This window comes from Candidatus Paceibacterota bacterium, assembly GCA_036517255.1.
GTDB lineage: Bacteria > Patescibacteriota > Minisyncoccia > Phycocordibacterales > WO2-35-19 > DATDXE01.
The window spans coordinates 1-25,585 of record DATDXE010000010.1 but is presented as its reverse complement, the minus strand read 5'-3'; the positions used below and the strand labels follow the sequence as shown (position 1 = coordinate 25,585).

Genomic DNA, 25,585 nt, shown 5'->3' with positions numbered 1-25,585 from the left:
GGAGAAAAGAGCAAACAAAAATGTTAAAATAAGATTGCTCTTTTCGGAGACTGAAACGGCGAAGCAAAACCAAAAATTTCCTTTCCATTTCTTTTTCCGCTTCGCGGCGGAGGGGTGGGGGGAGGAGGCGCGAGGAAAATGCAAGGAAATTTTTTGGTTTTTACACACGCGAGTCCGCGAGCGTGTCCGAGGCGCGCATCATTGGTCGTCAGGGTTCAATTCAAAATACATTCGAACTTCGTTCAATACACACCGCAAAAATAAGAAGCTCGCTTGAGAGCGACTATATTTTTGCAGGATGCCGAAGTACTCTTCGGCCCCGCCAGATTATTGTTATGAAAATTAAAAAGATTGGGCATTGTTGTTTAGTGATAGAAACTAAGGGTATAACTATCCTTTTGGTTATGTTAGAAGGCGACGAAAGAGAATTTTAATAAATTTAAATAGATAGCATAAAGGTATTGAACCATTACGGGTTTGTTGACAATACGCAACAAATGTGATAGACTTAGGGTGCCAATCAGACTGGTTGGTCGCTCTCTACCAAAGCACCCAAATCACAGGCTAAGGCATTGGACTTGATGCTATTGGACTGAGGCGAACTCTAAGGAGAGAAAATGTTCTTTGTAAATTTGGTTGTTGATTTTGTGCTTCAGCACTGGTTTTTGGTGCTGGTGTACACGGCTTTTTTCATCAGGTCGGTGCGTCGCCTCCAGCGACAGACGGTGGTCTGCAGTCGTCTAAACAAACGACTGTATTATCACCTCATCGAAAGATGGAAGGGGACGAAACTTCAGATAATCGCGATTCTGCTGTTGTGCTTGTTGCATTCACTGATTACCCTCGCCCTGCTCCCGTTCGGTTGGGCAATATGGCTTTACTACTCTAATGTAGATGCCAGGGAATACCGGCGGAAGCTAGAGGAAAATGAGCGAGCCATCAAGGAAGGGTACATCAAAGCTGAGCAGAAGCGAGAGGAAAATTTGCGCCGGGAGCTGGCCCGACGTGATTGGCTGGCTATCAATAAACCAGTATTCTACTTCAAGACGGTAAACGGCATAACCGCCGTCCTTCGTCCGGCTGACTATGAGGCGACCAAAGTAACAACGCAACGCATGCGGCGGGACGGCTTCTGGGAGAAAGAGAACGTGTTGTACCCAGCAAAACAAACGTTCGTCTTCGTAACCAAACAGGGTAAGGAAGCGATCGACGCCAATACCGCTTCCGACAAAAGCCGCTACAAGGTCGCTGGGCTGATCTCCCAATTCGACGACATTGTGGATAAGGGCAACGCCGTAGCGATCAAGGTGGATGACATTTTCGTGCCGTGGATCAACGAGACGCTGGTTTCGTTCGAGAAGCAATCAACAATCCTGCACGACTGTGTCCACACCGGATCGTACTACCACCTAGTGGAGATGCAGGCTCCCGAAGAACTGCAACCAATCACATAAAAAAGCCCCCGCAAACGCGAGGGAAAATCCAGCCGATCATAGGTTGGTCGGTCAGCCCCACAAGCTGACCGTTTTTCTTTTTATAGCTATTAAGAGTTATAATCGAAGGATGTTAAACAAGAACTTTGTAATTGTGTTTACTATAATCGCCTTCGTCGTCGGGGTAGCATTTTACGTCGCTTACCCTACCCCCGATGAATATAAGGCCCCAGAGGATGAGATGGTTTTCTGTACCATGGAAGCAAAACTTTGCCCTGACGGGAGCTATGTAGGAAGAGAGGGGCCAAAATGCGAATTTGCAAAATGCCCCGGTGAGTAGACAATAGGGCCATGGAGGAAAACACTTTTTTAGAGAAAATATTTAGATTGAGCCCAATACAGAAAAAGGCTCTATCAAAACTGCGACTAAAAACAGCTGGAGATTTGTTGCGATATTTCCCCGTACGCTATGGAGAACTTTCGAAAATAAAAGCCATAGAATTCCTAGTACCAGGAGAGACAACAACTATTTATGGCAGGATTTCAAAACTAGAAACAAAGAAGGGATGGAAAAGTAAAGTGGCTTACGGAGAAGCAGTAGTGGAAGATGGAACGGGAAGCATAAAAACAATTTGGTTCAACCAGCCATATATTGCCAAAATGTTTGGTGAAGGAAGTTTAGTCAGGATCGAAGGCCGAGTGAGCCAAAAGCGAACGAAGGCGACGAGCGAGAGCGAGGCACAAGTTCTTTACTTTTCAAATCCTAAAATAGAAAGAGTTGACTCAATACCTGATGGCACTGAAAATTCTCTTTTCGGAGTAGGTGACGAGGCAGAAGCGTATGGACTCTCCCCCGTGTATTCTGAAAGTAGAGGAATAACATCGAACTGGATATATCACTCGGTGCAGAAAATATTGAAGACAGGTATTACTGAAAAAATACAAGATATCATTCCTCAAGAAATTTTGGAGAGATATCACCTACCCTCTCTCCACAGCGCCTTCTTCTGGATCCATGCGCCAAAGAAAAAAGAGAACGGAGAAGCGGCGCGCAAAAGATTTGCCTTTGAAGAAATATTCCTAATCCAGCTCGATAGAGCTAGAGAAAGGAAGCTGGCAGAAGTAGAACCAGCATTCAAAATAAATAAAAGTAAAAAAGAAATAAAAGAATTTACTGACACATTTCCATTTCCACTCACTAATGCCCAACAAAAAACCATCGACTCGATCATGGGAGATTTAAATAACGGCCACCCAATGTCACGACTCCTCGAAGGCGATGTTGGAAGCGGCAAAACAGCAGTAGCCGCGGCCCTAGCCTACGCTATTGTCACGACTCCCCCACCCCTACGCAAATACGGCTCGCTCCAAGTGGCCTATATGGCCCCGACTGAAATACTGGCCGAACAACACTTCGAATCTTTTATAGAGAATTTCGCAAAATACAAATTAGACATAGGACTTATCACAGGCTCCGGAGCAAAAAAATTCCCGTCAAAGGTCAATAATCAAAAATCAACTCCTATCTCCAAAAATCAACTTTTAAAATGGGTAGTCGAAGGCAAGATACCGATACTTATTGGCACCCATTCCCTGATCGAAAAGAAAGTAGCATTCAAAAACTTGGCTGGAATAATAATCGACGAACAGCATCGATTCGGAGTAAATCAAAGGCAGAAACTCCGAAGAAAAACCGATATCGTGCCTCACCTCCTTTCTATGACAGCAACACCAATACCGCGCACTTTAGCACTGACCATATTCGGCGACCTCGATTTGTCAGTCCTGGATGAGTTACCACCGGGCAGAAAACCGGTAATGACAGAAGTAGTATTACAAAGTAGAAGAAGTGAGGTGTATGAAAAAATAAGAAAAGAAATAAAAGCAGGCCGCCAAGCATATGTGATATGCCCCAGAGTAAACGAGCCCGATCCAGATAAAGAGATGGCGGTCCAAGCCAAATCAGTTACAGAGGAAGCCAAAAGATTGAAGGAAAAGATTTTCCCAGAATTTAACATAGGGGTACTACACGGAAAAATGAAGCCAAAGGAAAAAGAAGAAATAATGAAAAAATTTAAAGATGGAAAGATGGAAATATTGGTGGCTACATCAGTAGTCGAAGTGGGAGTAAATGTGCCAAATTCGACCTCTATCATTATCGAAGGAGCTGAAAGATTCGGCCTAGCTCAACTTCACCAATTACGGGGGCGGGTCATTAGGAGTAGCCACCAGGCATATTGTTATGTTTTCACTGAATCAAATTCAGCTAATACTTTGAAACGACTGAAATCCTTCGTAACAGCAAAAAACGGTTTTGAACTAGCGGAATTTGACCTGGAGCACCGAGGGGCGGGCGACCTAGCGGGAGCCAAGCAATGGGGAGTTTCCGACCTAGCTATGGAAGCCCTGAAAAATATCAAGATGGTAGAAGCGGCACGTAAAGAAGCTCGGGAATTAATCGAAAAAGATTTTGAATTAAAAAAATACCCGCTTCTTAGAGAACGCCTCCGCTCAAAGACAGAGCAAATCCATATGGAGTAAATTTGTCCGCCCTCCACGATTCGAACGTGGGACCCCAAAGGTATAAGCTTTGTGCTCTAACCAACTGAGCTAAGGGCGGATTAGCTAGATATTAGCTTAAACTGGAGCAAATTTAAAGGATAAAATTATGGACAAACATAAGTACTGTTGTTGTGAAGAGCACCAATAGCCTTAGCAGCACCGGAGGAGTCGATGCACCAATGATCGACAGTGGCGCCATTACTTGAATTTAAGCTCGCACTCACAGCATAAGCTGTACCGCTTGAAGTGCATTTCATAGTAGTACTGACAGGGTAACTAGCGCTCGCCACACTTGGATCAATAAGAGTATCGGTAAACATGTTGGCACTACAACCATTACCAAAGTTGGGAGATACAGCTCCTTCAGTACCGGCTACAGCGCCACCATAGTTTTGATTAGTATTGTGGTAAATTTCGGCTGCAGTGCGCAAACTATTTAGTTGGGATTTGACTTTAGTATCATTTGCCCTGCTTCTACCAGTATTGAGAGAAGTAAGAACTACTGAAGATAAAATACCAATAATAGTAATGACCATCAGAAGCTCTATTAAAGTAAAACCTCTTGCTTTCATATTTTTTATGAGTAAATTCATACAACTATTATAGAACCTGATTTAAGTATTTTCTATTCCGCTATCACCTGCTCTTTGCCAGAAAAAGTGACTAAAGCTTTTTTGGGTTGGATCCCATGAGCCACCAGTATTTGTTCGAATTCTTCTTTTTCTATAGTTTCTTTTTCTATAAGACGCTTGGCAATAACATCAAGAAGAGGACGATGCTCAGCCACTATTTTATTAGCTTTTTCAAACGCATCGTTCATGATTTTACTTACTTCTTCGTCAATTATATCCCCCACTTTTTGGGAATACTCTTTGTCCTCCAAACTTCTACCAAAAATCGATTTGCCCCCCGCTGGAGCTTCAAGAGCTATGGGACCGAGCTTTTCTGACATGCCATACTTGGTAACCATGTCTCTAGCCATAGCACTCGATACTTGTAGATCGTTTGAAGGTCCGGTAGTGATATCACCAAAAATTATTTTTTCGGTGACATAGCCACCAAGAGACATGGCGATATCATCGAGAAATTCATTCTTCGACTGAAGCCTCCTGTCCTCGATCGGAAGTTTCAACGTATAACCTGCGGCCCGCCCACGAGAAATGATAGAAATTTTATGAACCGGATCCGCATGAGGCAGGACACTGGCCACGAGGGCATGCCCGGCTTCGTGGTATGCAGTGATTTCCTTTTCTTTCTTACTTAAGATATGACTACGGCGCTCCGGGCCGAGCATCACTTTTTCGATCGAACGAATGAGATCAAATTGCGATACCTTGTTCCTGTTCTCCCGAGCGGCAAGAATAGCTCCTTCATTCATGAGTGAATATAGATCGGCACCAGAGAAACCAGGGGTGCGTTCGGCGATAAGAGTGAGGTTCACATCTTCAGCAAATGGTTTCTGACGAGCATGTATTTTCAAAATTTCTTCCCTGTCGGCCCTGTCAGGTAAATCGATAGTGACTCTTCGATCAAACCTACCCGGTCGCAAAAGTGCCGGGTCGAGGACGTCAGGCCTGTTAGTAGCCGCCATGACGATCACCTTTTCTGTCGGTTCAAAACCATCCATCTCCACCAAAATCTGATTTAGGGTTTGTTCCCTCTCATCATTACCCCCACCCATGCCACCACCACGTACTCTACCGACGGCATCTATTTCGTCGATAAAAATGATGGCTGGAGCGGCCTTTTTAGCCAGTTGGAATAAGTCGCGCACACGAGAAGCACCGACTCCAACAAACATTTCTACGAATTCAGATCCCGAGATAGAAAAGAAAGCCACGTTGGCTTCGCCAGCGACAGCCCTGGCAAGTAAAGTTTTTCCAGTACCAGGAGCGCCCATGAGCAGTATGCCTTTCGGAATACGAGCTCCGATTTCAAAAAACTTTTTTGGATTTTTCAGAAAGTCGACAATTTCAGAAAGCTCTTCCTTCGCTTCCTTGCAACCAGCTACATCTTTAAAAGTAACTCTCTGCCTCGAGTCATCTGGAGTAGTGAGGCGAGCACGAGATTGGCCGAAAGAAAAAGCTTGCATTCCAGCCCCTCGTACTTGACGAGTCATAAACCAAATAAATACAGCAATAAAAATAATAGGGAAAATAATCGGAGCTAAGTTGAAAAACCAGTAAGCGAAGCCACTTATTTCTTCCACTTTTATGGTGACTGAAGCCAGCTCCTCAGAAGTCACTCCGTAATTTAATAAGGTTTCAGCAAGGCCAGTCCCTTCTTCTTTCTGAGTTTTCTTTTTCGAACCATCGATGTACTCAGCTTCAATGGTGCTACTTTGAATAGAAATACTTTTAATATTTTGAGTTTTTATATCCTGCACTAGAGTGGAAATGGCCACGTCCTCGACTGTGTCTCCTTTCAAAAAAGAAAAAGCTGAGATTATAAGAATAAAAATAAAAACTGTGGCAGCTAGGTTATTCCACCAACCATTTGGACCTTGAGAGACCTTTTTCTGGATCAGACGGATCTTCTTCTCCGGTTCTTTATTTTTCAAACCATTCATACTTATCTTTTGCTTATTATTAGGGAGTTTGGGCATCAGATGACCATTATACCAAAATCTACCCAGAGATACCATATATGATAATATTTTAAGAATGTCTCTAATTACGAACAAAAAAACTCTATTTAACTACGAGATCCTCGATAAATACGAGGCTGGGATAGAGCTACTTGGATTTGAAGTGAAGGCACTAAAGAATGGCCAGGGGTCCCTCGAGGGAGCGAGAGTGTCAATACGGGGTAACGAGGCTTATGTCATGAATATGAACGTGCCTCCCTACCAGCCTAAAAACACCCCCAAGGAATACGAGCCAGAAAGACCTAGACGTCTACTCTTGACTAAAAAAGAGATAACAGAGCTCTCAAAAGTGGAGGGAATTAAAGGATTGACAATAGTACCCCTTTCGGTGTATAATAAAGGAAAGAAAGTAAAGGTGGAAATCGCCTCGGTAAAAGGTAAAAAGAAGTTTGATAAAAGGGAGAGTATCAAGAAAAAAGATACTGAAAGAGAAGTAAGACGTTCTTTGACAAGCTAGTAACGGCCATCCGCACAAAGCCTATCTGAAATCAGGTAAATTTTGTGGGGATGATCGGCCTAGACAATAGGATTCATTTGAAAAATGCAAAAGAGAGCTGTAACAACTCTTTAAAAGGTTACAAACGATAACTGCAAACAAAGTTGTCGCAAGAGCTAAGTCTGTTGTATCTCCATATTTTGGAGTCAATGATTTCGCTTTCGCTTACGTTTCCTAATTTATTAGAGAAACCTAAGTGACGCATACGCTCGTGACGCCTTGTAGCGAAACGTGTGTGGAATAAACCTGAGGCTATGCAGTGAAATTTCCTCGCTTCACTGCGAAACGTAGAGGATCGATATTGCAGCATTTTGTTTGTTCCGAACTGCAATGTTTAAACTGCTTCCGCCGACTGGTGGAAAGCGAATAAAACAAACTATCTTTTGTAGAAATTTTTCATCTCTCTTATTGCACGGCGGTTCGATTCCGCCCATCTCCACCACTCCGCTTTTGTCGCAAAGCTTCAAAAGCTTCGCGGTGCAAGCACCACTTCGTAAAACCAAATACACCACAAAACTCAACGGAGTGCCCCGCGAAGCTTTAGCGTAGTGGGGTATAATTCGTATATGTATTATTGCTATATTTTAAAAAGTTTAAGGGATGGGAGTTTTTATATTGGCTCTACTCAAGATTTAAAGAAAAGGCTGGAAAAACATAATCACAAAGAAGTTAGGTATTCTTCGACCAAAGCTCCATTTAAATTAGCTTGGTATTCAGCATTTTTAACAAAAACAAAAGCTATCGATTTTGAGATGTATCTAAAATCCAGCTCCGGCTTTGCTTTTAGAAATAAAAGATTGATTTAAATTATACGGAAGTATATAAATAGAGAGGAGGTAAAATAATGAGTAAGGTGCTTGAACCTGGTGAATGCGATTGTGCATGCCATAAGAATGAAGGCGTGTTCCATGTGATGCCATGTTGCGATAATTGTCCTCATTGCGATAAGAGGATAAGGAATGGCTGGATGGATAGCCATTTACAATCATGCCCAAACAAGAAAGTGTAGCGGCGACACCCGACGCGAAGCTACGGCTTCGCGTCGGGCTTTCGCTTTTAATAAGTTTACTTCATAAATAAAACGACGCCGGCCTCGAAAGGCCGGCGGCTAGGTTGCTTGAGCTCATCTGGCCCGAGTGGTGGCTCGGATCAGAAAGTAGCTGAAGGCCACTGCTAGAATTGTGGCCCCCACCTGAAGAAAGTTCTCCATGATTTCGTCCTCCCCTGCAATTATAGCATAATTAGACATATTGTAAAACGAGATATATGCGGCACTTGAAAAACTTGACCCTACATATCCTAATGTTATAAGCTGTGTATTAGAGGAGAGGTGATGCACACAGATCTGCTAGTAACGGCCTTCAACAGAAGGGGCACAGCACGGTTCGAGGGAGAGGTCAGTATTGCGGGGAAAACCTTCTCTTACATTCTCGAGTTTCAAGTCCCTATCTATGAATACATGGCTGCTGCGCAAGGGAAGACGGTGGAACAAATCCGTCAGATAGTCCCGATAATTCTCAGACAGGGAGAAGAGACCATCCCGCTAACTGACAGAGAGTGGAAGTTGTTCTACTACACCATCACTCCGTCAGCTATCAATATTTGCAATTTACGCTTCATGGTTGGTGATCACAGCACCAATCACGCTAACTTGAGAGAGGGAGGACCAATAGACTTGACGCCAGAAGCTTGCAAGATTTTGGCCCAACCGAAATTTGGCTGTCAATTCCTTGAGGATACCCCTTCGGCAGGAAATACCAACTAAGGAGTAGACACCCATGCGCCCGACGGAAGTTTCGACTTCGGTCGGGCTTTCGCTTTTCTATAACAGATCAATCTGTTACATTATATTTGTTATGTTTAATTTCCTAAAACCAAAAATTACAGTAGCGACACATAATGGGAGCTTTCATGCTGACGATGTTTTTGCTTGCGCTACTTTGAGTATTTGGGCCGGTAAAAAAGGAAGGAGAATAAAAATAATTAGAACGAGAGACGAGAAAGCCATAACGAGAGCAGATATAGTGGTGGATGTCGGCATGGAATATGACCCAACTAGAAATCGCTTCGATCACCACCAAAAAGGAGGGGCCGGGATCAGAGAAAATAACCTGTCTACCGACAAGGCGGGAATCCCATACGCTTCTTTTGGTTTGGTATGGAAACATTATGGAGAAAAAATTTGCGATAGCAGGTTGGCAGAAATTGTTGAAAAAGAAATAGTACTACCTATAGACGCAAAGGATAACGGAGTGAATATTTATAATTCTAATGAATTGGGAATCAACGATTACTCATTAGGAAATGCCTTGATGAGTATGAACCCTACATGGGAAGAAAACGACGCTGATACAGACAAACAATTTAATAGAGCCGTGGTTTTTGCTAAAGAAATACTGAAAAGAGAAATCGCTTCTGCAAAAGCGCACAAAGAAGGAGAAAGGCTGACAAAAGAGGCTATAGAAAAACAAGATAATCCAGAAATACTTATTCTGGATAAATATTTTAACTGGGGAAAAACAGTAATGCTGTTTAAAAAAGTGAAGTTTGTTGTTTATAAACACAGAAATGGAAATGATTGGTGTGTGCAATCTGGTAGAGATAACATAGAAGATTTCAATTCAGACAGAGCTAACCTACCCGAAGAATGGGGTGGCTTGCGAGATAAAGAATTAATAAAAATTTCTGGGATTAGGGACGCGGTATTTTCTACAAATGGAGGTTGGTTTGGTATAGCAAGATCAAAAGAAGGAGCCATAGAGATGGCAAATAAAGCCTTGGGAAAATAGGTAGAATGTGGTAAGATACTACTGTTAATAAATAAGAAATTAAATTTGTATCACAAGTTAAACCAGCAGATTAGAGCAAGTGAAGTACGGGTCATCGGACCTAAAGGAGAGAATTTTGGAGTTTTACCTATTGCTGACGCACTGAGCAAAGCAAAAGAGCTCGACTTTGACCTTATTGAAATATCTCCAAACGCCACTCCCCCGATAGCCAAAATCGCCGATTATGGAAAATTCCTCTATGAGGAAAACAAAAAACAGAAGGCCGCGAAAGCAAAAGTACAAACAGTTGAAATAAAGACTCTTCAGGTAAAGGTAGGGACTGGCGACCATGACCTCGCTTTGAAAGCTAGGAAAGCCAGCGAATGGATAACCGAGGGTCATAGGATAAGAATAGATTTATTCCTTCCAGGCCGAACAAAGTATATGGATGAAAAATTCCTAAAAGAAAGAATGGGTAGATTACTAAACCTAATAACCGTAGATTTCAGAATAGCCGAAGAGCCCAAGAAGAGCCCTAAAGGCCTTTCTGCCCTGATTGAGAAAGCCAAGTAATTTTCGTTGACAGAAAGCCAAATATATGCAAAATTAGATTCCGATGAAGACAAACAAGTCATATTCAAAGAGATTCAAGGTAACTAAAAACGGCAAAATCGTAGGCCGAAGAATGGGTCAAAACCACTTTAACGCTAAAGGTAGTGGTAACGCCGTACGACGTAAAAGAGGTTCCAATGTAATCACTATGACAAATACTGATCGTGGCCGCTATCTAAACAACGCATAAATATATGTCCAGAGTTAAAAAAGGTACAAACGCATTAAAATCACGTAAAAACACCCTCAAGATGGTGAAGGGTTATCGTTTTGGGCGTTCGACAAAGGAACGAGAGGCTCAGGAAGCTATTTTCCACGCTGGCGCCTATGCTTTCGCTCACAGGAGAGATAAGAAAGGCGAGATGCGTCGCTTGTGGAATATCCGCCTCAATGCCGAATTAAACAAACAAGGCTTTTCATACAGTAAATTTATAGGTGCGCTGAAAAAGAAAAATATCGCCTTAAACCGAAAGATGCTTTCAGAGCTAGCGGCAGACAAGCCAGATATTTTCAAAAAGATATTGGCTCAAGCTAATTCATAAGGTTTACCTACTTCTGGATAGATCGCATCCGTCCCAACATATTCACGAATCCTTTGCACAAAAAAGAGTGAAGTTTTTGGTTCGCCCATGACGACAAAAACTTTTTTCAACCTGTTTGATTCAGAAGCCTTAGCTACAAACTGGAGTAAGTGATCGGAATCCTTGTGGGCGGAGTAACCATCTATTTTCACAATTTTAGCTCTGACAGGAAACCATTCCTGATCGATATTTACCCGTTTTAGACCTTCCTCGAGGTGCCTGCCCAAGGTACCTGCCGGTTGGTATCCGACCAGGATAAGAGTACTCTTGGGGTCAGGTAGGATTTCCTTCTCATGGCCACGAACCCTGCCCCCTTCGGACATACCGGAACCAGCAATAACAATTTTCGACCCTTTTACTCTTTGTATTTGAGCAGAGTCCTGCATCGAGCGAGTGATTTGGAGTTTAGGAAAATTAAATATTTCATCCCCCTTTGATATTTCTTCCTGCACTTTTTTATTAAATCTTTTCGAAAACTTTTTATATATTTCTGTTATACCTGCAGCCAGAGGAGAGTCCAGAAAAACTGGAATACTCGGAAGCTCGGAAGCTTCAATCATATTGTCGAGCTCAGAAAGTAAAACCTGCGTGCGTTCTATAGAAAAAGCAGGAATAATTATCTCGCCCCCTCTTTTTATACCTTCAGCTATGGCTTGCTTCAACTTCGATCTCCTCTCCTCATGGCTTTCGTGATTTCTGTCGCCATAAACGCTTTCCATGATTATATAGTCCGCATCAACCACTTCCTCCGTGTCGCGCAAAAGAGGTGAAGGCGAATTGCCTAGGTCGCCAGTGAAGACAATCTTTTGGGCCCCAATTTCAAATTCCATCATAGCTGATCCGAGAATATGTCCGGCATCTCGGAAATGCACTTTTATTCCCTCAAATTCATATCCTTCCTCATAGCTTCGGCCTTGCCAGAGAGAAAGAGCCTTTTTGACATCCTTTTCCTCATAGAGCAATTCTGAGAATCCTGACTTTTGTTTTGAAAGCATGACGCGATACGCATCCTCTAATGCAAGAGTAGCAATTTCGCGAGTCTCCTCCGTTGATATTATTTTGCCCTCGAAACCATCGTGCACCAACTTAGGCACTCGCCCGATATGATCCATGTGTGCATGAGTAATAAAAAGGTGACTTATTTCTTTAGGATCATAGGGAAAAGGCTCTGCATTTCTTCTCTCTGTCTGTCGATTACCTTGTATCAAGCCACAATCGACAAGGAATTTAGTTGTACCATATTGAACTAGAAAGTTTGCTCCTGTAACAGAACCAGTGCCTCCGTAAAATATAACTTCTAATTTTTGCATTATATAATTTTAGATAGGAAGATTTTCAGGGACTAAACCTCTCTTTTCAGGAACTTTGTATGCAACATGGGAATCGAGCTTCATATAGGCATAGAGGCAAGCAGTAATACCTCCTAGAAAGTCCATCACAAAATCTAGGCTGGTATCAAAAGGATAGTCTGACCATTCTACAACCGCAGTACCTGTGACAAGCTCAAATATTTCCCAGGAAGTCGAGATGAAAATAGTGCCTAATATACCGATCGACAATATTTTTAGAAAACTTCTCTTTTCAGGACTGAAGAAACCAGAAAAGAAAAAAAGCCACAAAGTAAAAATAGAGGCCCAAACACCACCGAGAAAATGCATGACACTGTCCAAACTATCGATACTCCAATATAGTTCGAAGTAAACAGCGAGGTTATGCAAAATGGCAATGACAATAAGTAAGACAAGTGTTTCCGTGAGTAATAAAGCGTTCTTCTGCATAAAAAATATATTAACATAAAATCCCCGTGAGGCGATGTCACCTTACGAGGACCTTATGTAGGGCTATTTGGAATACTTCCTAAGTAAAACTTAGGTGGGTGACCTCAACCATGCACCGTATGGTGCACGACGATTTTGGCCTCCCTGAAAAATATTTAATCTAGAAAATATCCAAATAACCCTGACCCGATTATACTCCCCTTTATACAGAAACCACAAGAGGGACTCTTGTTGTTTATTGATCTACTCCAAAACGCTTATAATCGAAAATATTTGAACTATCTCCAAACCAAAATTTTATTTCGTGTTCAGCCTCTTCTGGAGTTTCAGAAGCATGCACAAGATTCATCACAGCCCTTTTTTCCAAATTACCAAGTACAGGAGAATCGTTGGAGAAGTCGCCACGAATAGTACCCATATCAGCAAGATACGGCAGAGTCGGGCCGGCAATTTTACGGACCATATCAACCGCATGGAGTCCTTGAATGACCATCCTGACCATAGGTGCGGAAGTCATATAATCGATAAGCCATTTACGGACCATGTTACCTATTTCTAAATTGTTATCTGTACCCAATTCTACTTTTGGATCTATGTTGTATTTTAGGTAGGTAGAAAGAGTTTTATCTCCAACTCTAGAAATCCATGCTTCATCTTTTGGGTAATGATTGTGTATTTGATCCACCGTAGGATTAAACATCTCGATAGCTACTACTTTTAAGTCACGCTGTTCGATCCTTTTAATTATTTCCCCTATAAGCCCCTTGCGAACCCCATCCGGCTTAACCATCAAAAACGTTCTTTCTTCTTTGAAATTTTTCATAACAAAATAAATATTTTAAGAACTAAGGTTATTATATTTTAGTCAAAATCTCAACTCCCTTTTTTGTAAAAGCTATGGTGTGTTCGAAGTGGGCAGAACGGCTTTTATCTTTAGTGATGTAGGTATACTCATCACTCAAACATTTTACACCCCCTTTTTTCTCCGACAACATCGGTTCGACTGCTATGACCAGCCCTTCACGAATTTCAGGACCTTCGCCTGCGGCGGAGGCATTCGGCACAAAAGGTTCTTCATGAACAGAATATCCCACTCCATGACCCGATAAATCCTCGACAATAGAAAAGCCATTTTTATCGGCCACCTTCATCACCTCCGCACCAAAATCACCTATATGACCTCCTAGTCGTAAGGCGGCAATACCTGCGTTTAGAGCAACCTCTGTGGCCCTTATCAGCTTCAAGCCTATCATATCCACGTCGCCACACGGCACCGTAATAGCATGGTCAGTAATGAGGCCATTTAAAGAAATACCCAAATCGAGAGTAACGATATCGCCATCATTCAAAAAACGTTTATCACTCGGTATACCGTGCACCACTTCTTCATTTATAGAAACACAAAGAGAGGCCGGATATGGATTTTTTATTCCTTTCGGCGTATAGCCGAGAAAGGCTGCCACCGTTCCGCCCGCCTCATCAATTAATTTTTCAGCATAGGTATTGAGCTCACCGGTACTTACTCCAGGCTTCACCTTTTTGATCACCTCCTTCAAAATCTTATCGTTTATTCTCCCACACTCTCGCAGGATTTCTATCTCTTCTGGGGTTTTGTATTTAATCATTAGTTTTTTTGATATCATCCAACATAGATTTCACAATTTTAGGGTGCAAAGATTTATTAACATGAATAGGAATGGTTATCCTGATACCACTTTTATGTCTATATATAGCATGACTCCCTGTTTGTCTCATAAAAACAAACCCGTATTTTTGTATCAGGAGTACAGCTTGCTTTGCAGTCAATCTAGGCAAGCGTGACATATTTTTAGACTCTTACTTCAACAGAGGTGAGGCTAAGTTCAGAACTAGTAGAAAATTTCCCATAAGATTTATCATCAAAGACACAAAGTTTTATTACATCTTTAATATTTTTCAAAACATCTTCATAAGAAATACCCTGGGTATAGCACCCCTGAAGAGAAGGACAGTAAGCAAAGAAACCGTCTTTGTCCTTCTCAACCACAACTGGCATATTCATAATTTTACTCATCTTTTTCACAAGGTTTAAATTATAGCAAAATAGTAAATTCTAACTACTTGACTTATCAGTTTAATGGGTGTATAATATGAGGTAGAGGTGAAGATGTTGATACTAATAGGACAGCCTGGGGGGCGCGAGCAATCGCGCGCCCTTTCACATTTTATAGACCAATCTTTCCTAAAATTTCTTGATGCACTTCTTCGATGGTCTGCTCGCCGTTTATGGAGATAAATTTATAATACGGATTTGATTTGAAATGCTTGATGGCAGGAACGACGTTTTTTTCGAACCAATCCATTCTTCTTTTTATTTCTTCCTCTCTGTCATCCTCCCGACCTTCAGTTTTTGCACGTTTTTCCAATTTATCCGTCGCCCATTCAGGAGAAACATCGATAAAGATTATGGTAGGATTTTCCCTATTATAAAATTTCATGACCGAATCAATAATCACGGCTTCGTGTTCTCGACGAGCTACGCCATCGAGTACCACATTCTCATCCCCTTTCACATTATCAATAAAAAATTGAGCCCAAACCCAAACAGGCAAAAATTCTGGCATCAAAGAACCAGCGTCAAGAGCTTCTTTGGCTTTTTTTGAAGTAAAAGAATCTTTTGAAGCAAACTCACGTAGTTTCTCTCCGGTCTCAAGGTAGAGAGTTCTCCTCTTTGGATCTTTCTTCTTCAATTCATCTATAAGAAACCTGGCCTGAGTTCCCTTTCCAGAACCAGAAGTACCGAAGAAAATGAAAGTTTGGGGTTGCATTTGGTTAGTATAAACCAAAGGTCACCTTTGGCCAAACGGGCCCGGGCCAAGGGTGACTCTTGGTTTAATACTCCCTGGCTGAAATCTGAGCTTCTACTTTCTTGACTAAGTCGATGACAACAGAGACGACGATAAGAAGACCTGTGCCACCAATAGCAAGCGACTGGATACCGGTGAGAGCTCCGGTAATAAGGGGCAAGACGGCTATAACTCCAAGGAAGAGAGCACCGACGAGAGTAAGGCGAGTCAAAGTTTTTGATATGTAATCGGAAGTGGATACACCTGGTCGCACTCCAGGAATAAAGGCCCCTCCTCTTTGTAAGTTTTTGGAAATGGAATCAGGATCGAAAGTAACAGCCGTGTAGAAATAGGTAAAAAGGAAAACTAGCACAAAGTAAGCACCAGCGTAGAACCATTGGTTAGCAAGAAGAGAAAGTACGCTAGTAGAAGCACTTTGAAGGAAAGAGTTCGACGAACTAGCTAAAAATTGGAAGATCATTTGAGGAAAGAGCAGGATAGAGAGAGCAAAAATGATAGGAATGACTCCAGCCTGATTGACACGCAAAGGCAAATAAGTAGAGACGCCACCATACATTTTGTTCCCTCTCACTCTTTTGGCATAAGTTACTGGTATCGGCCGCTCGGCTTCAGTAATGACTACCACTCCCCAGATAACAATGAGCGCCCCAGCCAAGAAGAGAAGATAAAGGGGAATTTGTGAAGCATCGAAAGAGAAGATAAGTTGACCGAAAGCGGAAGGAAGGGCGGCGACGATACCAGCAAAGATAATGAGAGAGACTCCGTTACCAATACCAAATTCAGTAATAAGTTCTCCTAGCCACATAAGAAGGACTGATGCGGCAGTAATAACTACAATATTTATGATGGTATCAAAAAGAGAGAAAGAACCTAAGACTCCTTGAGAACGAAGGAGAGCGGTAAAACCGATCCCTTGAACTATAGCGAAAGGAACAGTCAAAAGCCTAGAATATTGGGAGAATTTCTTCCTACCAGCTTCACCATCCTCCTGATACATTTCTTTCAACTTAGGAAAAATGATAGTCATGAGTTGCATCACGATCGAAGCAGTGATGTATGGACCGACACCGAGCATCATAATGGAAATATTCGCTAGACCTCCACCAGAGAATATGTTGAGCAGACCGAAAAAATCATTACCAGAGAGAAACTGCTCTAATCGGAGTGAATCAATACCTGGGATAGGGATAGTGGCAATAAGACGGAAAATGACCAGAACAGAGAGTGTAAACAAAATTCTCTTTCGTAAGACAGAATCCTGAAATACTAATCTTAATTTATGAAGAAGAGTTTGCATTTTATGAAATACTACCTCCAGCCTTTTCTATAGCCTCCTTAGCAGTGGAAGAAACTTTCAGACCAGAGAAAGAAAGTTTCTTTTTGAGGTTGCCACCAGCGACTATCTTCACCACTGGTATTTTACCACTTCGAGAATTCAAGATTCCTTTTGTAGAAAGAGAAGCTACGGTGACACTCTCTCCATCAGAAAAATTAGAGTCAATAGCAGAAAGACCAACAACGAGATTAGCTTTTTGTATCGATTTGAGGAAATTCCTACCTCGACCACGAAGCTTTGGAAACTTTTTAATAAAATCCCTCATCTCAGGACGCCTCTTCTTACCAGAACGAGCATTTTGACCCTTTGTTCCCTTACCCGATGTTTTACCGCGCTTACCACCCCGACCAACAGCCTTGGCCTTCCTGTTACTTTTATTCTTTTTTATATTATGGATTTGCATCTTAATTTTTACTCTCTGTTGCTGTCTCTCTGGTAGACAGATTTCTTTCTTTTAATCTAGAAAAAGCTTTTATAGCCGCTCTAGCATTATTTATTTTATTCTTGGAACGTGATAAGAGCTTGGCCCCCACCGCAGTTATACCAGCAAGCTCAAGGACAGCTCTAACAGAGCTTCCAGCCACCACCCCCTTTCCTGGAGCTGGCATGATAACAACCCTCGAGCCACCAAACTTTCCTTCTACTGTGTGCGCAATGGAAGAATTTTTAGTTAGTTTTACAGTGACCATATTTTTTTTACCATCACGGATAGCTTTTTCGATCGCAATAGGAGTGTCCCCTGCCTTACCGATACCCACTCCCACTTTGCCCTTTTTGTCACCCACCACTACAGAAACAGAGAAACTGAACCTTCGGCCTCCAGAGGTGACACGGGCCACTCTCCTTACTTCAAGCAATTTGTTATCAAATTCGGATTTTGCCCGTACTCGAGGTTCTCTGCGAGAAGGTCTCCTATCATTTTTCTTGAACTCCCTTTTCCCTCTAGGCGGCTCTGGGGCTACCACAGGCACCTCAGCCACAACCTCTTCAGTTGAAGCTACAACAGGTCCGGCTCCGATCTCAGTTTCCAATATTTCTTTTTCTTGTGTATCCTGCATAATGTTTTAAAAAAATTAAATTAAAAATTGAAAATTAGAATTTGAGACCTCCTTCCCTAGCACCATCGGCAGCACTGGAAACGGAGCCAGTATAAACATAACCTCCTCGATCGAAGACAACTTTCCCGATGTCTTTACCGGTGGCTTTCAGTGCCAGGTCCTTACCAGCTTCGTAAGCCCTTTCTTTCAAAGTTTTACCTTTCATGGCTTTGGTAGAAGAAGAAGCAATGGTATTGCCTTTATCATCATCGATAAGCTGAAGAGTAATGTATTTATTTGATTTAAAAATAGAAAGACGAGGCACAACACTGGTACCAGAAATTTTGGCTCGAATCCTCTTTTGCCTCCTGTCTCTTTTTATTTTTTTAACTTTTGTATTCATATGACTATACTGATTTCTTACCTTGCTTCCTCCTTATGATTTCGCCCTCATATCTGAAGCCCTTACCTTTATAAGGTTCTGGCTTCTTCAGAGCTCGAATTTGAGCTGCGAATTGACCTACAGCTTCCTTATTAATACCGCTTATAGTCAACAAATTTTTTTCAGCAGCAACAGAAAGATCCTCGGCAATAGGGACGTTTACTGGATGAGAGAAACCAAGAGCAAGAACTAGGTTGTTGCCTTTAACCTCTGACTTGTAGCCCACCCCCTCAAGAATCAATTTCTTCTGATAAGGAGTATTGACTCCAGCTATCATATTTTTCAAATGAGAAGCATACGTACCCCACAAAGCTCTAGATTGATTATTCTCTTTTAGGGGCTTCAGAAGAATAGACCCATCTGAAATATCGATAGAAATATCAGGCCTCACTAGACGAGTAAGTTCTCCTTTAGGACCCTTCACCTTCAAAATGCCAGAAGCAAAAGTAACTTCTGTTTTTTCTGGAATCTTTATTTCTTTTTTACCTATTCTACTCATGTGATTAATTTAAAAATTGAAAGATGGAAATAAGTAAAGATTACCAGATCTTGAAAAGTATCTCGCCTCCTACATTTTCCTTCTTGGCGTCCATGTCAGCCATGATACCTTTAGGAGTAGAGAGCACCGTCATGCCATAACCCTGTTTGTAACTCCTGATCTCTTTCGCTTTACCATACAGCCTGCGGGATGGCTTGGAAACGATATTGATCCCATTTACCTTTGACCTACCTCCTTCGTACAATAACGCGATATCAATGTATTTACTGTTCTTTTTACCTTTCTTTGAAATCGCACCAACAAAACCTTTCTTTGAGAGGATATCAGCAATAGCCAACTTCATATTAGAAAAAGGTACCGAAACTGAAGACTTGCTGACCATTCCAGCGTTTTTTATCCTTATCAAAAAGTCTGAAATTGGGTCGGTTACCATGATGATTTTTTAATACCTGGGATCCTGCCTTCATTAGCTAGTTCTCTAAAACATATGCGACATAGACCAAAATCACCCATATAGCCTCTGCCTCTGCCACATTTAAAGCAGCGATTAGTAGCCCGAGTGCTGAACTTCGGCTTCTTCAAACTCCTTGCTATAACTGATTTTTTAGCCATTTGATTTAGCGAAAGATGTCTTAAACCACAGCCTTTCTGCAATTAAAATGCCCCTTAGGGCAACACCCATACTAGCAGAATATAGCTCTTATTGTCAATTTTTGCTATATTCTAACTTCATGCACAAAAAGAAGGTATTATTTGTAATTACTAAGGGGAGCCCTTTTGGAGGGGCTCAGAAATATGTTTATGATTTGGCTACTAACACACCGCCTGATTTTGAGGCTGTGGTCGCTTGTGGGGGGAATATAGGACTCCCAGAAGCTCTGGAACAAAAAGGAATAAGAACTGTAAAAATAGAAGGGTTGGTACGAGAGATACACTTTTTTGATGAATTTAAAGTCTGTTGGGACCTTGTAAAACTCTTCAGAAAAGAGAGGCCAGATGTAGTGCATTTGAACTCTTCAAAAATAGGAGGTGTGGGAGCAGTAGCAGGAAGGATAGCTCGCGTACCTAAAATTATTTTTACTTCTCACGGTTGGGGCTTTAACGAAAAACATAGGAGTAATTTAGCTAAAATTTTCTATGCACTGGGTCACTGGATGACTTTGATTTTGGTACATAGAACTATCGCCGTATCAGAAAAAACAAAAAAAGACGCATCCTGGATGCCTTTTGTTTCAAAAAAGATTACAGTCATCCATAATGGAATAGGACAGTTTAAATTGAAAACTAAAAAAGAGGCTAGAAATATTTTAACAGGAGAGGAAGCAAGTAAAAAAATAGTAGTCTTTTCTTTATCGGAACTGCATAAAAATAAAGGCTTAGACGTCGCTCTAAATGGCCTCTCTCGCCTACCGGAAAAAATAAAAGAGAAAATACTATACTGCATTGCGGGTGATGGCGAAGAAAAAGCAAATTTAGAAAAACTTGTCCGTGATTTAGGGATCGAGAGTATGGTCGAATTTTTAGGATTTATAAAAGATGGAAGAGAACTTTTAAGTGGAGCCGACATTTTTCTTTTCCCCTCCAGAACTGAAAATCTACCCTATGCCATACTCGAGGCTGGCTTAACAGGACTACCTATAATCACGACTAGCGTAGGCGGGATACCAGAAGTCATAACGAACATGACTGACGGAATATTAGTCCACCCTCAAAGTGCACGCGAGATATCGGAAGCGATTATTTATACCATAGAGAACAGAGAGAAGGTAAAGCAGTTTAAAGAAAAAATAAGAGAGAGAGTAATGAGTGACTTCTCTATTGAAAAAATGAGAGAGAAAACTTATTACCTATATTTATAAGAAGTAACCTGTATGATTTCATTCTGATTTTCGCCCTTACGGGTGACTCTGGCATACTTACTCGTCCCCATCAGAATTCCGATGGCTAAAAACTCAGCAAGGAGGTGTGACCCCCCATAACTCATAAAGGGCAAGGTGATACCTGTTACTGGCAGAAGGCCTATATTCATACCTATATTTACAAAAAAATGACTAGTGAAAAACAGGCCGACACCAAAACCGTATAGAACTTCAAAATTAGTCTCCCCTTGAGAAGCGACTGAAAGTATCCTAAAAATGAGAGTAGCATAAAGAGAAAAAAGGATAAGAGAACCGACAAAACCCCATTCCTCAGCAAAAGAGGCAAAGATAAAGTCCGTCTCATATTCTGGCAAGAACTTCAACTTTGATTGGGTGCCGTAGCCGATACCTTTGCCCCAAATTTCGCCCGAACCTACGGCCACAGTCGACTGATAAGCATTGTAGCCAGCACCGGAAACATCGGCTAAAGGATGAAGAAAAGAGGTAATCCTAGCTTTTTGGTAATCCTGAAAAACAAAACTCCACAAAACAAATACTGCCAAAATACCAGAAGCGAAAACCATACCGATATGACGTTTGGAAATACCAGAAGCGAAAACCATACCAAGCCATATTATGAAAATAATAATTGCCCCTCCAAAATCAGGCTGGAGAAATACGAGCATAAAAATAATAAGGGTGTATAAACCAGAGACGACTATGTGCCTTACATGAGCGATTTCTACATGCCTTCTAGCAAAATATTTTGACAAAACTAAGATCAGAGCAATTTTAGCAAAATCGGTAGGCTGAAAAGCAAAAAGACCCAGGTCAAACCAGCTTTGAGCACCCCTAAAGATACTGCCGATAACAGAAAGAAGGAGTAGGACAAAAACGGATATAAAATAAATAGCAGTAATAAAACGAGTATTTCGCAGAAATCGCCAATCAACACGTGAAGCACCGACAGCTACCAAAAGAGAAATAATAAGCCAGAGAAGCTGGCGAAAAAATAAATTGTTCTCTCCAGTAAAAGAATTCATGGTGAGCATGCCGGCTAAAACTATGAGAGTAGCCACACCAAGAAGAAGAAAATCGACTCGAACAAAGATGTTACGCAAAGTTGAAAGCATAGGAATAACCGGAGTATAACACAACTATTTTAGGGTAAAAATTCGCCAAGGATTTTGTAGGAAACTTCAATACGAGCTGGCACTTCCTTACAGATGGAACCAGATATTTTTTTGTACACAGAGTTAAGGGTAGTGGTACTTGGAGCCTCCAAAAAATTATCGGCAGAGGAGGCTATGCGAGAAAGAAAACTTTTGTTTACATCTTTGCCTAGACCAATGGTATAAAGAACAGCGCCACCCTGCTTCAATGTGTTTGCGGCTGCTTCAGCAGCCTTCTCGGCGTAAGCTATTTCTTCAGCTTCTGTTTTTGAGCCTTTGGGATCGAGAGGATAAGTAGCGGTACCATCAGTCAAAAGGATAACGATTTTTTGAGATTTGACCTCCTCGTTCATAGATAGTAATTCGAACGATTTGTATATAGCATCGGCTATATTTGTATACTGAGTACCAGAAGTTTGGACTGAAATAGCATCTACTCCAGTTTGAAGAGAAGCAAAGTCGTTTGTCATAACTTCTGTTAGAACAGAAGCTTCAGTGGCAAAAGAAACGACAGAAGCCAAGTCAGCACCCTTAAGTTCGGCTATAAAATTTTTAGCGGCAAGCTTGACACTAGTCAAAGGCTCGACTGGATTGGTACCGAAAGAAGCCATGGAACCAGAACGATCAAGAGCCAACACAATGCTTGAAGGTATTTCACAGGCCTTCTCGCCAAGAGTAAAAGGAGTCGGCCAGGTGAAGAAGACATCGGTAGTGACGTTTTTGTTTAACCTCTCGATAAAAGTACGGGAAGCGGCTATGGCATTATCCCTACCATCGAAAACTACAGCCACCAACTCTATATTTTTTACATCTTTTATTGATTTATTAGAAATAGAAGCTTCTATTCTAGGCGCAGTCGCTTCTCGCAGTAGAGGAGAATTTTTCAACTCTATCTCTGGTGGTTGTTCTACTTTCTTCGTCCATCTTATGTTTTTGGAAATTTCTAATTCTGCCCTCTTCGGCAATACATTTGGTATGAGTATATTGCCTTCAAAAAGTGAGATCGTGCCATTTTTCAAAAATGCAGTGACTCCTTCCCTTTCGTAAACCATTTTGTTGCTAGCATCGTATATTCTAAAACGATAAGGCACATACGGAGCCTCAAAATTGACATTGCGATTTTCGACGAAAGCCAAGACGCTATACACATCGCCTACTACATTAAATACTCTTGGATCGGAACGTAAGAGAGGCTCTGCGGCCGCGGCAGAACACACAAGAGAACAGGAACCACCACAATCAATACCCTCCTCATCACCATTTTGAAAACTATCAAAACAAGTTGGAACTTTGTACCAAAAATTCCAAAATATAAAAAAGGTAATAACAGTCAAAACTAAAATAGCTGACCACATATACATAGCTTTGCGACGAGAAGACCAATCGGACATAGATTAAGTATATCCCAATTTTGCTCACTCTAGTAGAGTGAGCAAAATTGAGGACACCGATGAATACAAAACGCAGTCCCGCATCGTACTCGTGCGGGAAGATCGGGTGTGATTAAAAACAATGTTCTGGCGGCTAGCTACTCTCCCCTTGCGAGTACCATCGCCACTACCGAGCTTAACTTCTGTGTTCGGAATGAGAACAGGTGTGACCCCGGCGTTAAGCCACCAAAACATTATTTTCAAACTTTTTTAAATCCTTAAATGCAGAGGCAACTCATTTGAGTTGGCTCCCCCTCTGGGACTCGAACCCAGAACACTTGGCTTAACAGGCCAATGCTCTACCGATTGAGCTAAGGGGGAGCAATAAGTTGCCACGAAGAACACGGAATAACATTCCGCATTTAAGGATTCAAAAATAAATTAAATGTAGGTAGGTACGATTTCATATGGCAGGACAAAACGATGGTTTTCAAATTTCCTAATAAGATCGGAAATTAGTACGCCTCGGCTGAACACTTTACAGTGCTTACACCTAGCGCCTATCAACGTGATCATCTCTCACGATCCTAAACGATTCCTAATCTTGGGGCTGGCTTCCCTCTTAGATGCTTTCAGAGGTTATCCAAACCCGACTTAGCTACTCGGCATTGCATTTGGCAACACAGCCGATACGCCAGAGGTCAGTTCACTCCGGTCCTCTCGTCGTTTAAATTTTCTTTTTAGAAAACTTTATCCCCTATCACTAGGAGCACAGACTATATCTTAATCCTTTCACAAATTGTGAATTCGGATCTTGGCATATTATAAGTAAGAGCTGTCATCCTCTATGAGATGATTCAACGTCTTACAAATCTCTCCTTCTCCTTCGATTGCTCTCAGGATCAGGATTAGTCGTTACGGGGTCAAATCTAAAATTTTGATCAATTCTTTCTTGGTTTTTTTACGTTTAGTGACATAATTCTCTTTTTGAATCAGAAGAATTAAATCAACCAATCGAAGCAAATCACCCTTTAAAAGCAATTTGTATTTTTTACTAGAAAGAATACTACAAGCTTCATACAAAGATTCTGCTTGGATTTTCTTGAATCGGACATACGGTATGAGTAATCTGAGTATCTTTTTAACAGATCCATATCCATTAATCCGAAGCTCGCTCATTCCATCATTCCTTTTTGAAATATATCCTATTTCAAATATTTCTTGTATCCAGTTCAAATCTTTTGCATGCCGAGTATCTTGATAGAAGCAGATAGTAGCCATAAAACGAATTTTACTTTTACCATCTGATCTTTTTTTGATTTGAAGCATTAAGCTTCCATCACCATCAAGAAACCCAGCTATATATGACAGCTCTATTTCTTTTTTGATCTTAGATCGACTTCCCACGGTATTATCTTAATTAATTTCTGGTCCTCAAGTAAATTGTACCATTTATGACGGACCGTCACAAAAATGGTTATCAACAGAACAGAATTATCAAGACTTCACCGTTATTAGCCAAATTGTCATCGAGAATTACTTCTCGAAGTAGCAATTTCTTACTAGGAGCAAATCCCCTCAAGAATCACCGCCTGCAGTAGATAGGAGACCAACCTGTCTCACGCATGTTTATTCTCGACTTGCGCCGAGCATGGACTATAGCTTCATCCGTTACTTTCCTTTCGAAAAATAATGAGGATGGCTGACGTGTAGTCTCTACGGCTTTCGCTTTGAGCGAATTGCCTCGGTGTTGTCCCAATGGGATTTCACCGATATTAGTCAACTTTTTACCATGCACCTTATCGGTGCATGGCCGCCGTGATTCAGATCAACAGACTGTGCGTGGTACTTAACACAGTTTCTTCCTCGAAGGATTCAGACTGCATAACAGTCAAAAGTTCATAAAGTTAAAATGTTCATAAAGTGGATACATCTGTATTTACTTTATGAACATAAAAAACTTTTCACTTTATAACTTCTACACGGTCTGAACCCAGCTCGCGTACCTTTTTAATTGGCGAACAGCCAAACCCTTGGGAGCTTCTCCACCCCCGGGATAAGGTGAGCCGACATCGAGGTGCCGAACACCGCCGTCGCTATGGACGCTTAGGCGGTACCAGCCTGTTATCCCCAGAGTAGCTTTTGTC

The 25,585-nt window shown here is 41.5% G+C and carries 29 protein-coding genes, 2 tRNA genes, 2 rRNA genes and 1 other RNA gene; 12 read left to right on the top strand and 22 right to left on the bottom strand.

Annotated elements, in window-relative coordinates; all coding sequences use genetic code 11:
• Positions 1 to 617 precede the first annotated feature (617 nt).
• The 3 genes from VJH67_01965 to recG all read left to right on the top strand — a co-directional run bounded on the left by VJH67_01965 (position 618) and on the right by recG (position 3,974).
• Positions 618 to 1,454: a hypothetical protein gene (locus VJH67_01965; GenBank protein ID HEY4515932.1), complete on the top strand. Its 837-nt coding sequence runs from the start codon at positions 618 to 620 to the stop codon at positions 1,452 to 1,454.
• 109 nt (positions 1,455 to 1,563) lie between these two features.
• On the top strand, positions 1,564 to 1,773 hold the full coding sequence (locus VJH67_01960; protein ID HEY4515931.1) for a hypothetical protein: 210 nt from the start codon (positions 1,564 to 1,566) through the stop codon (positions 1,771 to 1,773).
• Positions 1,774 to 1,784: 11 nt separating this feature from the next.
• Positions 1,785 to 3,974, top strand: coding sequence for an ATP-dependent DNA helicase RecG (recG, locus tag VJH67_01955; GenBank protein ID HEY4515930.1), 2,190 nt, complete (start codon positions 1,785 to 1,787; stop codon positions 3,972 to 3,974).
• 5 nt (positions 3,975 to 3,979) lie between these two features.
• Here recG and VJH67_01950 read toward each other — a convergent pair.
• The 3 genes from VJH67_01950 to ftsH all read right to left on the bottom strand — a co-directional run bounded on the left by VJH67_01950 (position 3,980) and on the right by ftsH (position 6,600).
• Positions 3,980 to 4,053: transfer RNA gene (locus VJH67_01950), tRNA-Ile, on the bottom strand.
• Between the two features lie 46 nt (positions 4,054 to 4,099).
• The gene (locus VJH67_01945; protein HEY4515929.1) at positions 4,100 to 4,588 is read right to left on the bottom strand and encodes a type II secretion system protein; all 489 of its coding nucleotides are present in this window, start codon (positions 4,586 to 4,588) and stop codon (positions 4,100 to 4,102) included.
• Between the two features lie 32 nt (positions 4,589 to 4,620).
• Positions 4,621 to 6,600, bottom strand: coding sequence for an ATP-dependent zinc metalloprotease FtsH (gene ftsH / locus VJH67_01940; protein ID HEY4515928.1), 1,980 nt, complete (start codon positions 6,598 to 6,600; stop codon positions 4,621 to 4,623).
• A gap of 58 nt (positions 6,601 to 6,658) precedes the next feature.
• On the opposite strand from ftsH, the gene smpB reads away from it, so the two are divergent.
• The 8 genes from smpB (at position 6,659) to rplT (ending at position 11,060) form a co-directional block, all read left to right on the top strand.
• Positions 6,659 to 7,099, top strand: a complete 441-nt coding sequence (gene smpB / locus VJH67_01935) for an SsrA-binding protein SmpB (GenBank protein ID HEY4515927.1) — start codon at positions 6,659 to 6,661, stop codon at positions 7,097 to 7,099.
• 46 nt (positions 7,100 to 7,145) lie between these two features.
• Positions 7,146 to 7,580, top strand: a transfer-messenger RNA (tmRNA) gene (gene ssrA, locus VJH67_01930).
• 124 nt (positions 7,581 to 7,704) lie between these two features.
• On the top strand, positions 7,705 to 7,944 hold the full coding sequence (locus VJH67_01925) for a GIY-YIG nuclease family protein (GenBank protein ID HEY4515926.1): 240 nt from the start codon (positions 7,705 to 7,707) through the stop codon (positions 7,942 to 7,944).
• A 527-nt stretch (positions 7,945 to 8,471) separates the two neighbouring features.
• Positions 8,472 to 8,903 (top strand): hypothetical protein, encoded by a 432-nt coding sequence (locus tag VJH67_01920; GenBank protein ID HEY4515925.1) that lies wholly within the window; start codon positions 8,472 to 8,474, stop codon positions 8,901 to 8,903.
• A 13-nt stretch (positions 8,904 to 8,916) separates the two neighbouring features.
• Entirely contained in the window at positions 8,917 to 9,927 is a 1,011-nt protein-coding gene (locus VJH67_01915; GenBank protein ID HEY4515924.1) for an MYG1 family protein, read from the top strand.
• 45 nt (positions 9,928 to 9,972) lie between these two features.
• A complete protein-coding gene (infC, locus tag VJH67_01910; protein ID HEY4515923.1) occupies positions 9,973 to 10,479 on the top strand; it encodes a translation initiation factor IF-3 in 507 nt (168 codons plus the stop codon).
• 43 nt (positions 10,480 to 10,522) lie between these two features.
• Entirely contained in the window at positions 10,523 to 10,708 is a 186-nt protein-coding gene (locus VJH67_01905) for a 50S ribosomal protein L35 (GenBank protein ID HEY4515922.1), read from the top strand.
• Between the two features lie 4 nt (positions 10,709 to 10,712).
• The gene (rplT, locus tag VJH67_01900; protein ID HEY4515921.1) at positions 10,713 to 11,060 is read left to right on the top strand and encodes a 50S ribosomal protein L20; all 348 of its coding nucleotides are present in this window, start codon (positions 10,713 to 10,715) and stop codon (positions 11,058 to 11,060) included.
• Here rplT and VJH67_01895 read toward each other — a convergent pair.
• The 14 genes from VJH67_01895 to VJH67_01830 all read right to left on the bottom strand — a co-directional run bounded on the left by VJH67_01895 (position 11,045) and on the right by VJH67_01830 (position 19,649).
• Complete coding sequence (locus VJH67_01895) at positions 11,045 to 12,409, bottom strand: MBL fold metallo-hydrolase (protein HEY4515920.1); 1,365 nt, start codon at positions 12,407 to 12,409, stop codon at positions 11,045 to 11,047. The two genes, rplT and VJH67_01895, sit on opposite strands and share 16 nt — an antisense overlap.
• Before the next feature lie 9 nt (positions 12,410 to 12,418).
• On the bottom strand, positions 12,419 to 12,877 hold the full coding sequence (locus VJH67_01890; GenBank protein ID HEY4515919.1) for a hypothetical protein: 459 nt from the start codon (positions 12,875 to 12,877) through the stop codon (positions 12,419 to 12,421).
• A gap of 235 nt (positions 12,878 to 13,112) precedes the next feature.
• A complete protein-coding gene (locus tag VJH67_01885) occupies positions 13,113 to 13,700 on the bottom strand; it encodes a nucleoside-diphosphate kinase (protein HEY4515918.1) in 588 nt (195 codons plus the stop codon).
• A 31-nt stretch (positions 13,701 to 13,731) separates the two neighbouring features.
• Complete coding sequence (gene map / locus VJH67_01880) at positions 13,732 to 14,502, bottom strand: type I methionyl aminopeptidase (GenBank protein HEY4515917.1); 771 nt, start codon at positions 14,500 to 14,502, stop codon at positions 13,732 to 13,734.
• Complete coding sequence (locus VJH67_01875) at positions 14,495 to 14,701, bottom strand: type II toxin-antitoxin system HicA family toxin (protein ID HEY4515916.1); 207 nt, start codon at positions 14,699 to 14,701, stop codon at positions 14,495 to 14,497. Before VJH67_01875 ends, map begins: the two co-directional genes overlap by 8 nt.
• A gap of 4 nt (positions 14,702 to 14,705) precedes the next feature.
• Positions 14,706 to 14,912 (bottom strand): type II toxin-antitoxin system HicB family antitoxin, encoded by a 207-nt coding sequence (locus VJH67_01870; protein HEY4515915.1) that lies wholly within the window; start codon positions 14,910 to 14,912, stop codon positions 14,706 to 14,708.
• 169 nt (positions 14,913 to 15,081) lie between these two features.
• Positions 15,082 to 15,684 (bottom strand): nucleoside monophosphate kinase, encoded by a 603-nt coding sequence (locus VJH67_01865; protein ID HEY4515914.1) that lies wholly within the window; start codon positions 15,682 to 15,684, stop codon positions 15,082 to 15,084.
• A gap of 64 nt (positions 15,685 to 15,748) precedes the next feature.
• A complete protein-coding gene (gene secY / locus VJH67_01860) occupies positions 15,749 to 17,020 on the bottom strand; it encodes a preprotein translocase subunit SecY (protein HEY4515913.1) in 1,272 nt (423 codons plus the stop codon).
• A gap of 1 nt (position 17,021) precedes the next feature.
• The gene (locus VJH67_01855; GenBank protein ID HEY4515912.1) at positions 17,022 to 17,462 is read right to left on the bottom strand and encodes an uL15 family ribosomal protein; all 441 of its coding nucleotides are present in this window, start codon (positions 17,460 to 17,462) and stop codon (positions 17,022 to 17,024) included.
• Between the two features lies 1 nt (position 17,463).
• On the bottom strand, positions 17,464 to 18,117 hold the full coding sequence (locus VJH67_01850; GenBank protein HEY4515911.1) for a 30S ribosomal protein S5: 654 nt from the start codon (positions 18,115 to 18,117) through the stop codon (positions 17,464 to 17,466).
• Positions 18,118 to 18,151: 34 nt separating this feature from the next.
• Positions 18,152 to 18,499, bottom strand: a complete 348-nt coding sequence (gene rplR, locus VJH67_01845) for a 50S ribosomal protein L18 (GenBank protein ID HEY4515910.1) — start codon at positions 18,497 to 18,499, stop codon at positions 18,152 to 18,154.
• Between the two features lie 4 nt (positions 18,500 to 18,503).
• Positions 18,504 to 19,037, bottom strand: a complete 534-nt coding sequence (gene rplF, locus VJH67_01840) for a 50S ribosomal protein L6 (protein HEY4515909.1) — start codon at positions 19,035 to 19,037, stop codon at positions 18,504 to 18,506.
• A gap of 40 nt (positions 19,038 to 19,077) precedes the next feature.
• Positions 19,078 to 19,470, bottom strand: a complete 393-nt coding sequence (gene rpsH, locus VJH67_01835; protein ID HEY4515908.1) for a 30S ribosomal protein S8 — start codon at positions 19,468 to 19,470, stop codon at positions 19,078 to 19,080.
• The gene (locus VJH67_01830; protein ID HEY4515907.1) at positions 19,464 to 19,649 is read right to left on the bottom strand and encodes a type Z 30S ribosomal protein S14; all 186 of its coding nucleotides are present in this window, start codon (positions 19,647 to 19,649) and stop codon (positions 19,464 to 19,466) included. Before VJH67_01830 ends, rpsH begins: the two co-directional genes overlap by 7 nt.
• A gap of 119 nt (positions 19,650 to 19,768) precedes the next feature.
• Between VJH67_01830 and VJH67_01825 the strand changes: the two genes are divergently transcribed.
• Positions 19,769 to 20,896: a glycosyltransferase family 4 protein gene (locus VJH67_01825; protein ID HEY4515906.1), complete on the top strand. Its 1,128-nt coding sequence runs from the start codon at positions 19,769 to 19,771 to the stop codon at positions 20,894 to 20,896.
• Here the strand turns inward: VJH67_01825 and rodA are convergent.
• From rodA to VJH67_01800, 5 genes are all read right to left on the bottom strand, one after another.
• Positions 20,881 to 22,029 (bottom strand): rod shape-determining protein RodA, encoded by a 1,149-nt coding sequence (gene rodA / locus VJH67_01820; GenBank protein ID HEY4515905.1) that lies wholly within the window; start codon positions 22,027 to 22,029, stop codon positions 20,881 to 20,883. The two genes, VJH67_01825 and rodA, sit on opposite strands and share 16 nt — an antisense overlap.
• Positions 22,030 to 22,058: 29 nt before the next feature.
• Positions 22,059 to 23,459 carry a vWA domain-containing protein gene (locus tag VJH67_01815; GenBank protein HEY4515904.1) on the bottom strand — a complete coding sequence of 467 codons (1,401 nt, stop codon included), beginning with the start codon at positions 23,457 to 23,459 and terminating at the stop codon, positions 22,059 to 22,061.
• Positions 23,460 to 23,583: 124 nt separating this feature from the next.
• Positions 23,584 to 23,689, bottom strand: a 5S ribosomal RNA gene (gene rrf, locus VJH67_01810).
• Positions 23,690 to 23,743: 54 nt separating this feature from the next.
• Positions 23,744 to 23,819, bottom strand: a tRNA-Asn gene (locus tag VJH67_01805).
• A 114-nt stretch (positions 23,820 to 23,933) separates the two neighbouring features.
• Positions 23,934 to 25,585: ribosomal RNA gene (locus tag VJH67_01800) — 23S ribosomal RNA — on the bottom strand; the annotation flags it as partial.

What these genes read in the sequence shown, in the direction of transcription:
- VJH67_01855 (HEY4515912.1), bottom strand. Translation starts at nt 17,462, where the DNA reads ATGCAAATCCATAATATAAAAAAGAATAAAAGTAACAGGAAGGCCAAG.
- VJH67_01830 (HEY4515907.1), bottom strand. Translation starts at nt 19,649, where the DNA reads ATGGCTAAAAAATCAGTTATAGCAAGGAGTTTGAAGAAGCCGAAGTTC.
- VJH67_01870 (HEY4515915.1), bottom strand. Translation starts at nt 14,912, where the DNA reads ATGCCAGTTGTGGTTGAGAAGGACAAAGACGGTTTCTTTGCTTACTGT.
- VJH67_01965 (HEY4515932.1), top strand. Translation starts at nt 618, where the DNA reads ATGTTCTTTGTAAATTTGGTTGTTGATTTTGTGCTTCAGCACTGGTTT.
- VJH67_01850 (HEY4515911.1), bottom strand. Translation starts at nt 18,117, where the DNA reads ATGCAGGATACACAAGAAAAAGAAATATTGGAAACTGAGATCGGAGCC.
- VJH67_01865 (HEY4515914.1), bottom strand. Translation starts at nt 15,684, where the DNA reads ATGCAACCCCAAACTTTCATTTTCTTCGGTACTTCTGGTTCTGGAAAG.
- VJH67_01925 (HEY4515926.1), top strand. Translation starts at nt 7,705, where the DNA reads ATGTATTATTGCTATATTTTAAAAAGTTTAAGGGATGGGAGTTTTTAT.
- VJH67_01905 (HEY4515922.1), top strand. Translation starts at nt 10,523, where the DNA reads ATGAAGACAAACAAGTCATATTCAAAGAGATTCAAGGTAACTAAAAAC.
- map (HEY4515917.1), bottom strand. Translation starts at nt 14,502, where the DNA reads ATGATTAAATACAAAACCCCAGAAGAGATAGAAATCCTGCGAGAGTGT.
- VJH67_01815 (HEY4515904.1), bottom strand. Translation starts at nt 23,459, where the DNA reads ATGTCCGATTGGTCTTCTCGTCGCAAAGCTATGTATATGTGGTCAGCT.
- smpB (HEY4515927.1), top strand. Translation starts at nt 6,659, where the DNA reads ATGTCTCTAATTACGAACAAAAAAACTCTATTTAACTACGAGATCCTC.
- VJH67_01875 (HEY4515916.1), bottom strand. Translation starts at nt 14,701, where the DNA reads ATGTCACGCTTGCCTAGATTGACTGCAAAGCAAGCTGTACTCCTGATA.
- VJH67_01885 (HEY4515918.1), bottom strand. Translation starts at nt 13,700, where the DNA reads ATGAAAAATTTCAAAGAAGAAAGAACGTTTTTGATGGTTAAGCCGGAT.
- VJH67_01960 (HEY4515931.1), top strand. Translation starts at nt 1,564, where the DNA reads ATGTTAAACAAGAACTTTGTAATTGTGTTTACTATAATCGCCTTCGTC.
- VJH67_01825 (HEY4515906.1), top strand. Translation starts at nt 19,769, where the DNA reads ATGCACAAAAAGAAGGTATTATTTGTAATTACTAAGGGGAGCCCTTTT.
- rplR (HEY4515910.1), bottom strand. Translation starts at nt 18,499, where the DNA reads ATGAATACAAAAGTTAAAAAAATAAAAAGAGACAGGAGGCAAAAGAGG.
- recG (HEY4515930.1), top strand. Translation starts at nt 1,785, where the DNA reads ATGGAGGAAAACACTTTTTTAGAGAAAATATTTAGATTGAGCCCAATA.
- VJH67_01945 (HEY4515929.1), bottom strand. Translation starts at nt 4,588, where the DNA reads ATGAATTTACTCATAAAAAATATGAAAGCAAGAGGTTTTACTTTAATA.
- VJH67_01890 (HEY4515919.1), bottom strand. Translation starts at nt 12,877, where the DNA reads ATGCAGAAGAACGCTTTATTACTCACGGAAACACTTGTCTTACTTATT.
- ftsH (HEY4515928.1), bottom strand. Translation starts at nt 6,600, where the DNA reads ATGCCCAAACTCCCTAATAATAAGCAAAAGATAAGTATGAATGGTTTG.
- secY (HEY4515913.1), bottom strand. Translation starts at nt 17,020, where the DNA reads ATGCAAACTCTTCTTCATAAATTAAGATTAGTATTTCAGGATTCTGTC.
- rpsH (HEY4515908.1), bottom strand. Translation starts at nt 19,470, where the DNA reads ATGGTAACCGACCCAATTTCAGACTTTTTGATAAGGATAAAAAACGCT.
- rplF (HEY4515909.1), bottom strand. Translation starts at nt 19,037, where the DNA reads ATGAGTAGAATAGGTAAAAAAGAAATAAAGATTCCAGAAAAAACAGAA.
- VJH67_01915 (HEY4515924.1), top strand. Translation starts at nt 8,917, where the DNA reads ATGCGCCCGACGGAAGTTTCGACTTCGGTCGGGCTTTCGCTTTTCTAT.
- VJH67_01920 (HEY4515925.1), top strand. Translation starts at nt 8,472, where the DNA reads ATGCACACAGATCTGCTAGTAACGGCCTTCAACAGAAGGGGCACAGCA.
- rodA (HEY4515905.1), bottom strand. Translation starts at nt 22,029, where the DNA reads ATGCTTTCAACTTTGCGTAACATCTTTGTTCGAGTCGATTTTCTTCTT.
- VJH67_01895 (HEY4515920.1), bottom strand. Translation starts at nt 12,409, where the DNA reads ATGCAAAAATTAGAAGTTATATTTTACGGAGGCACTGGTTCTGTTACA.
- rplT (HEY4515921.1), top strand. Translation starts at nt 10,713, where the DNA reads ATGTCCAGAGTTAAAAAAGGTACAAACGCATTAAAATCACGTAAAAAC.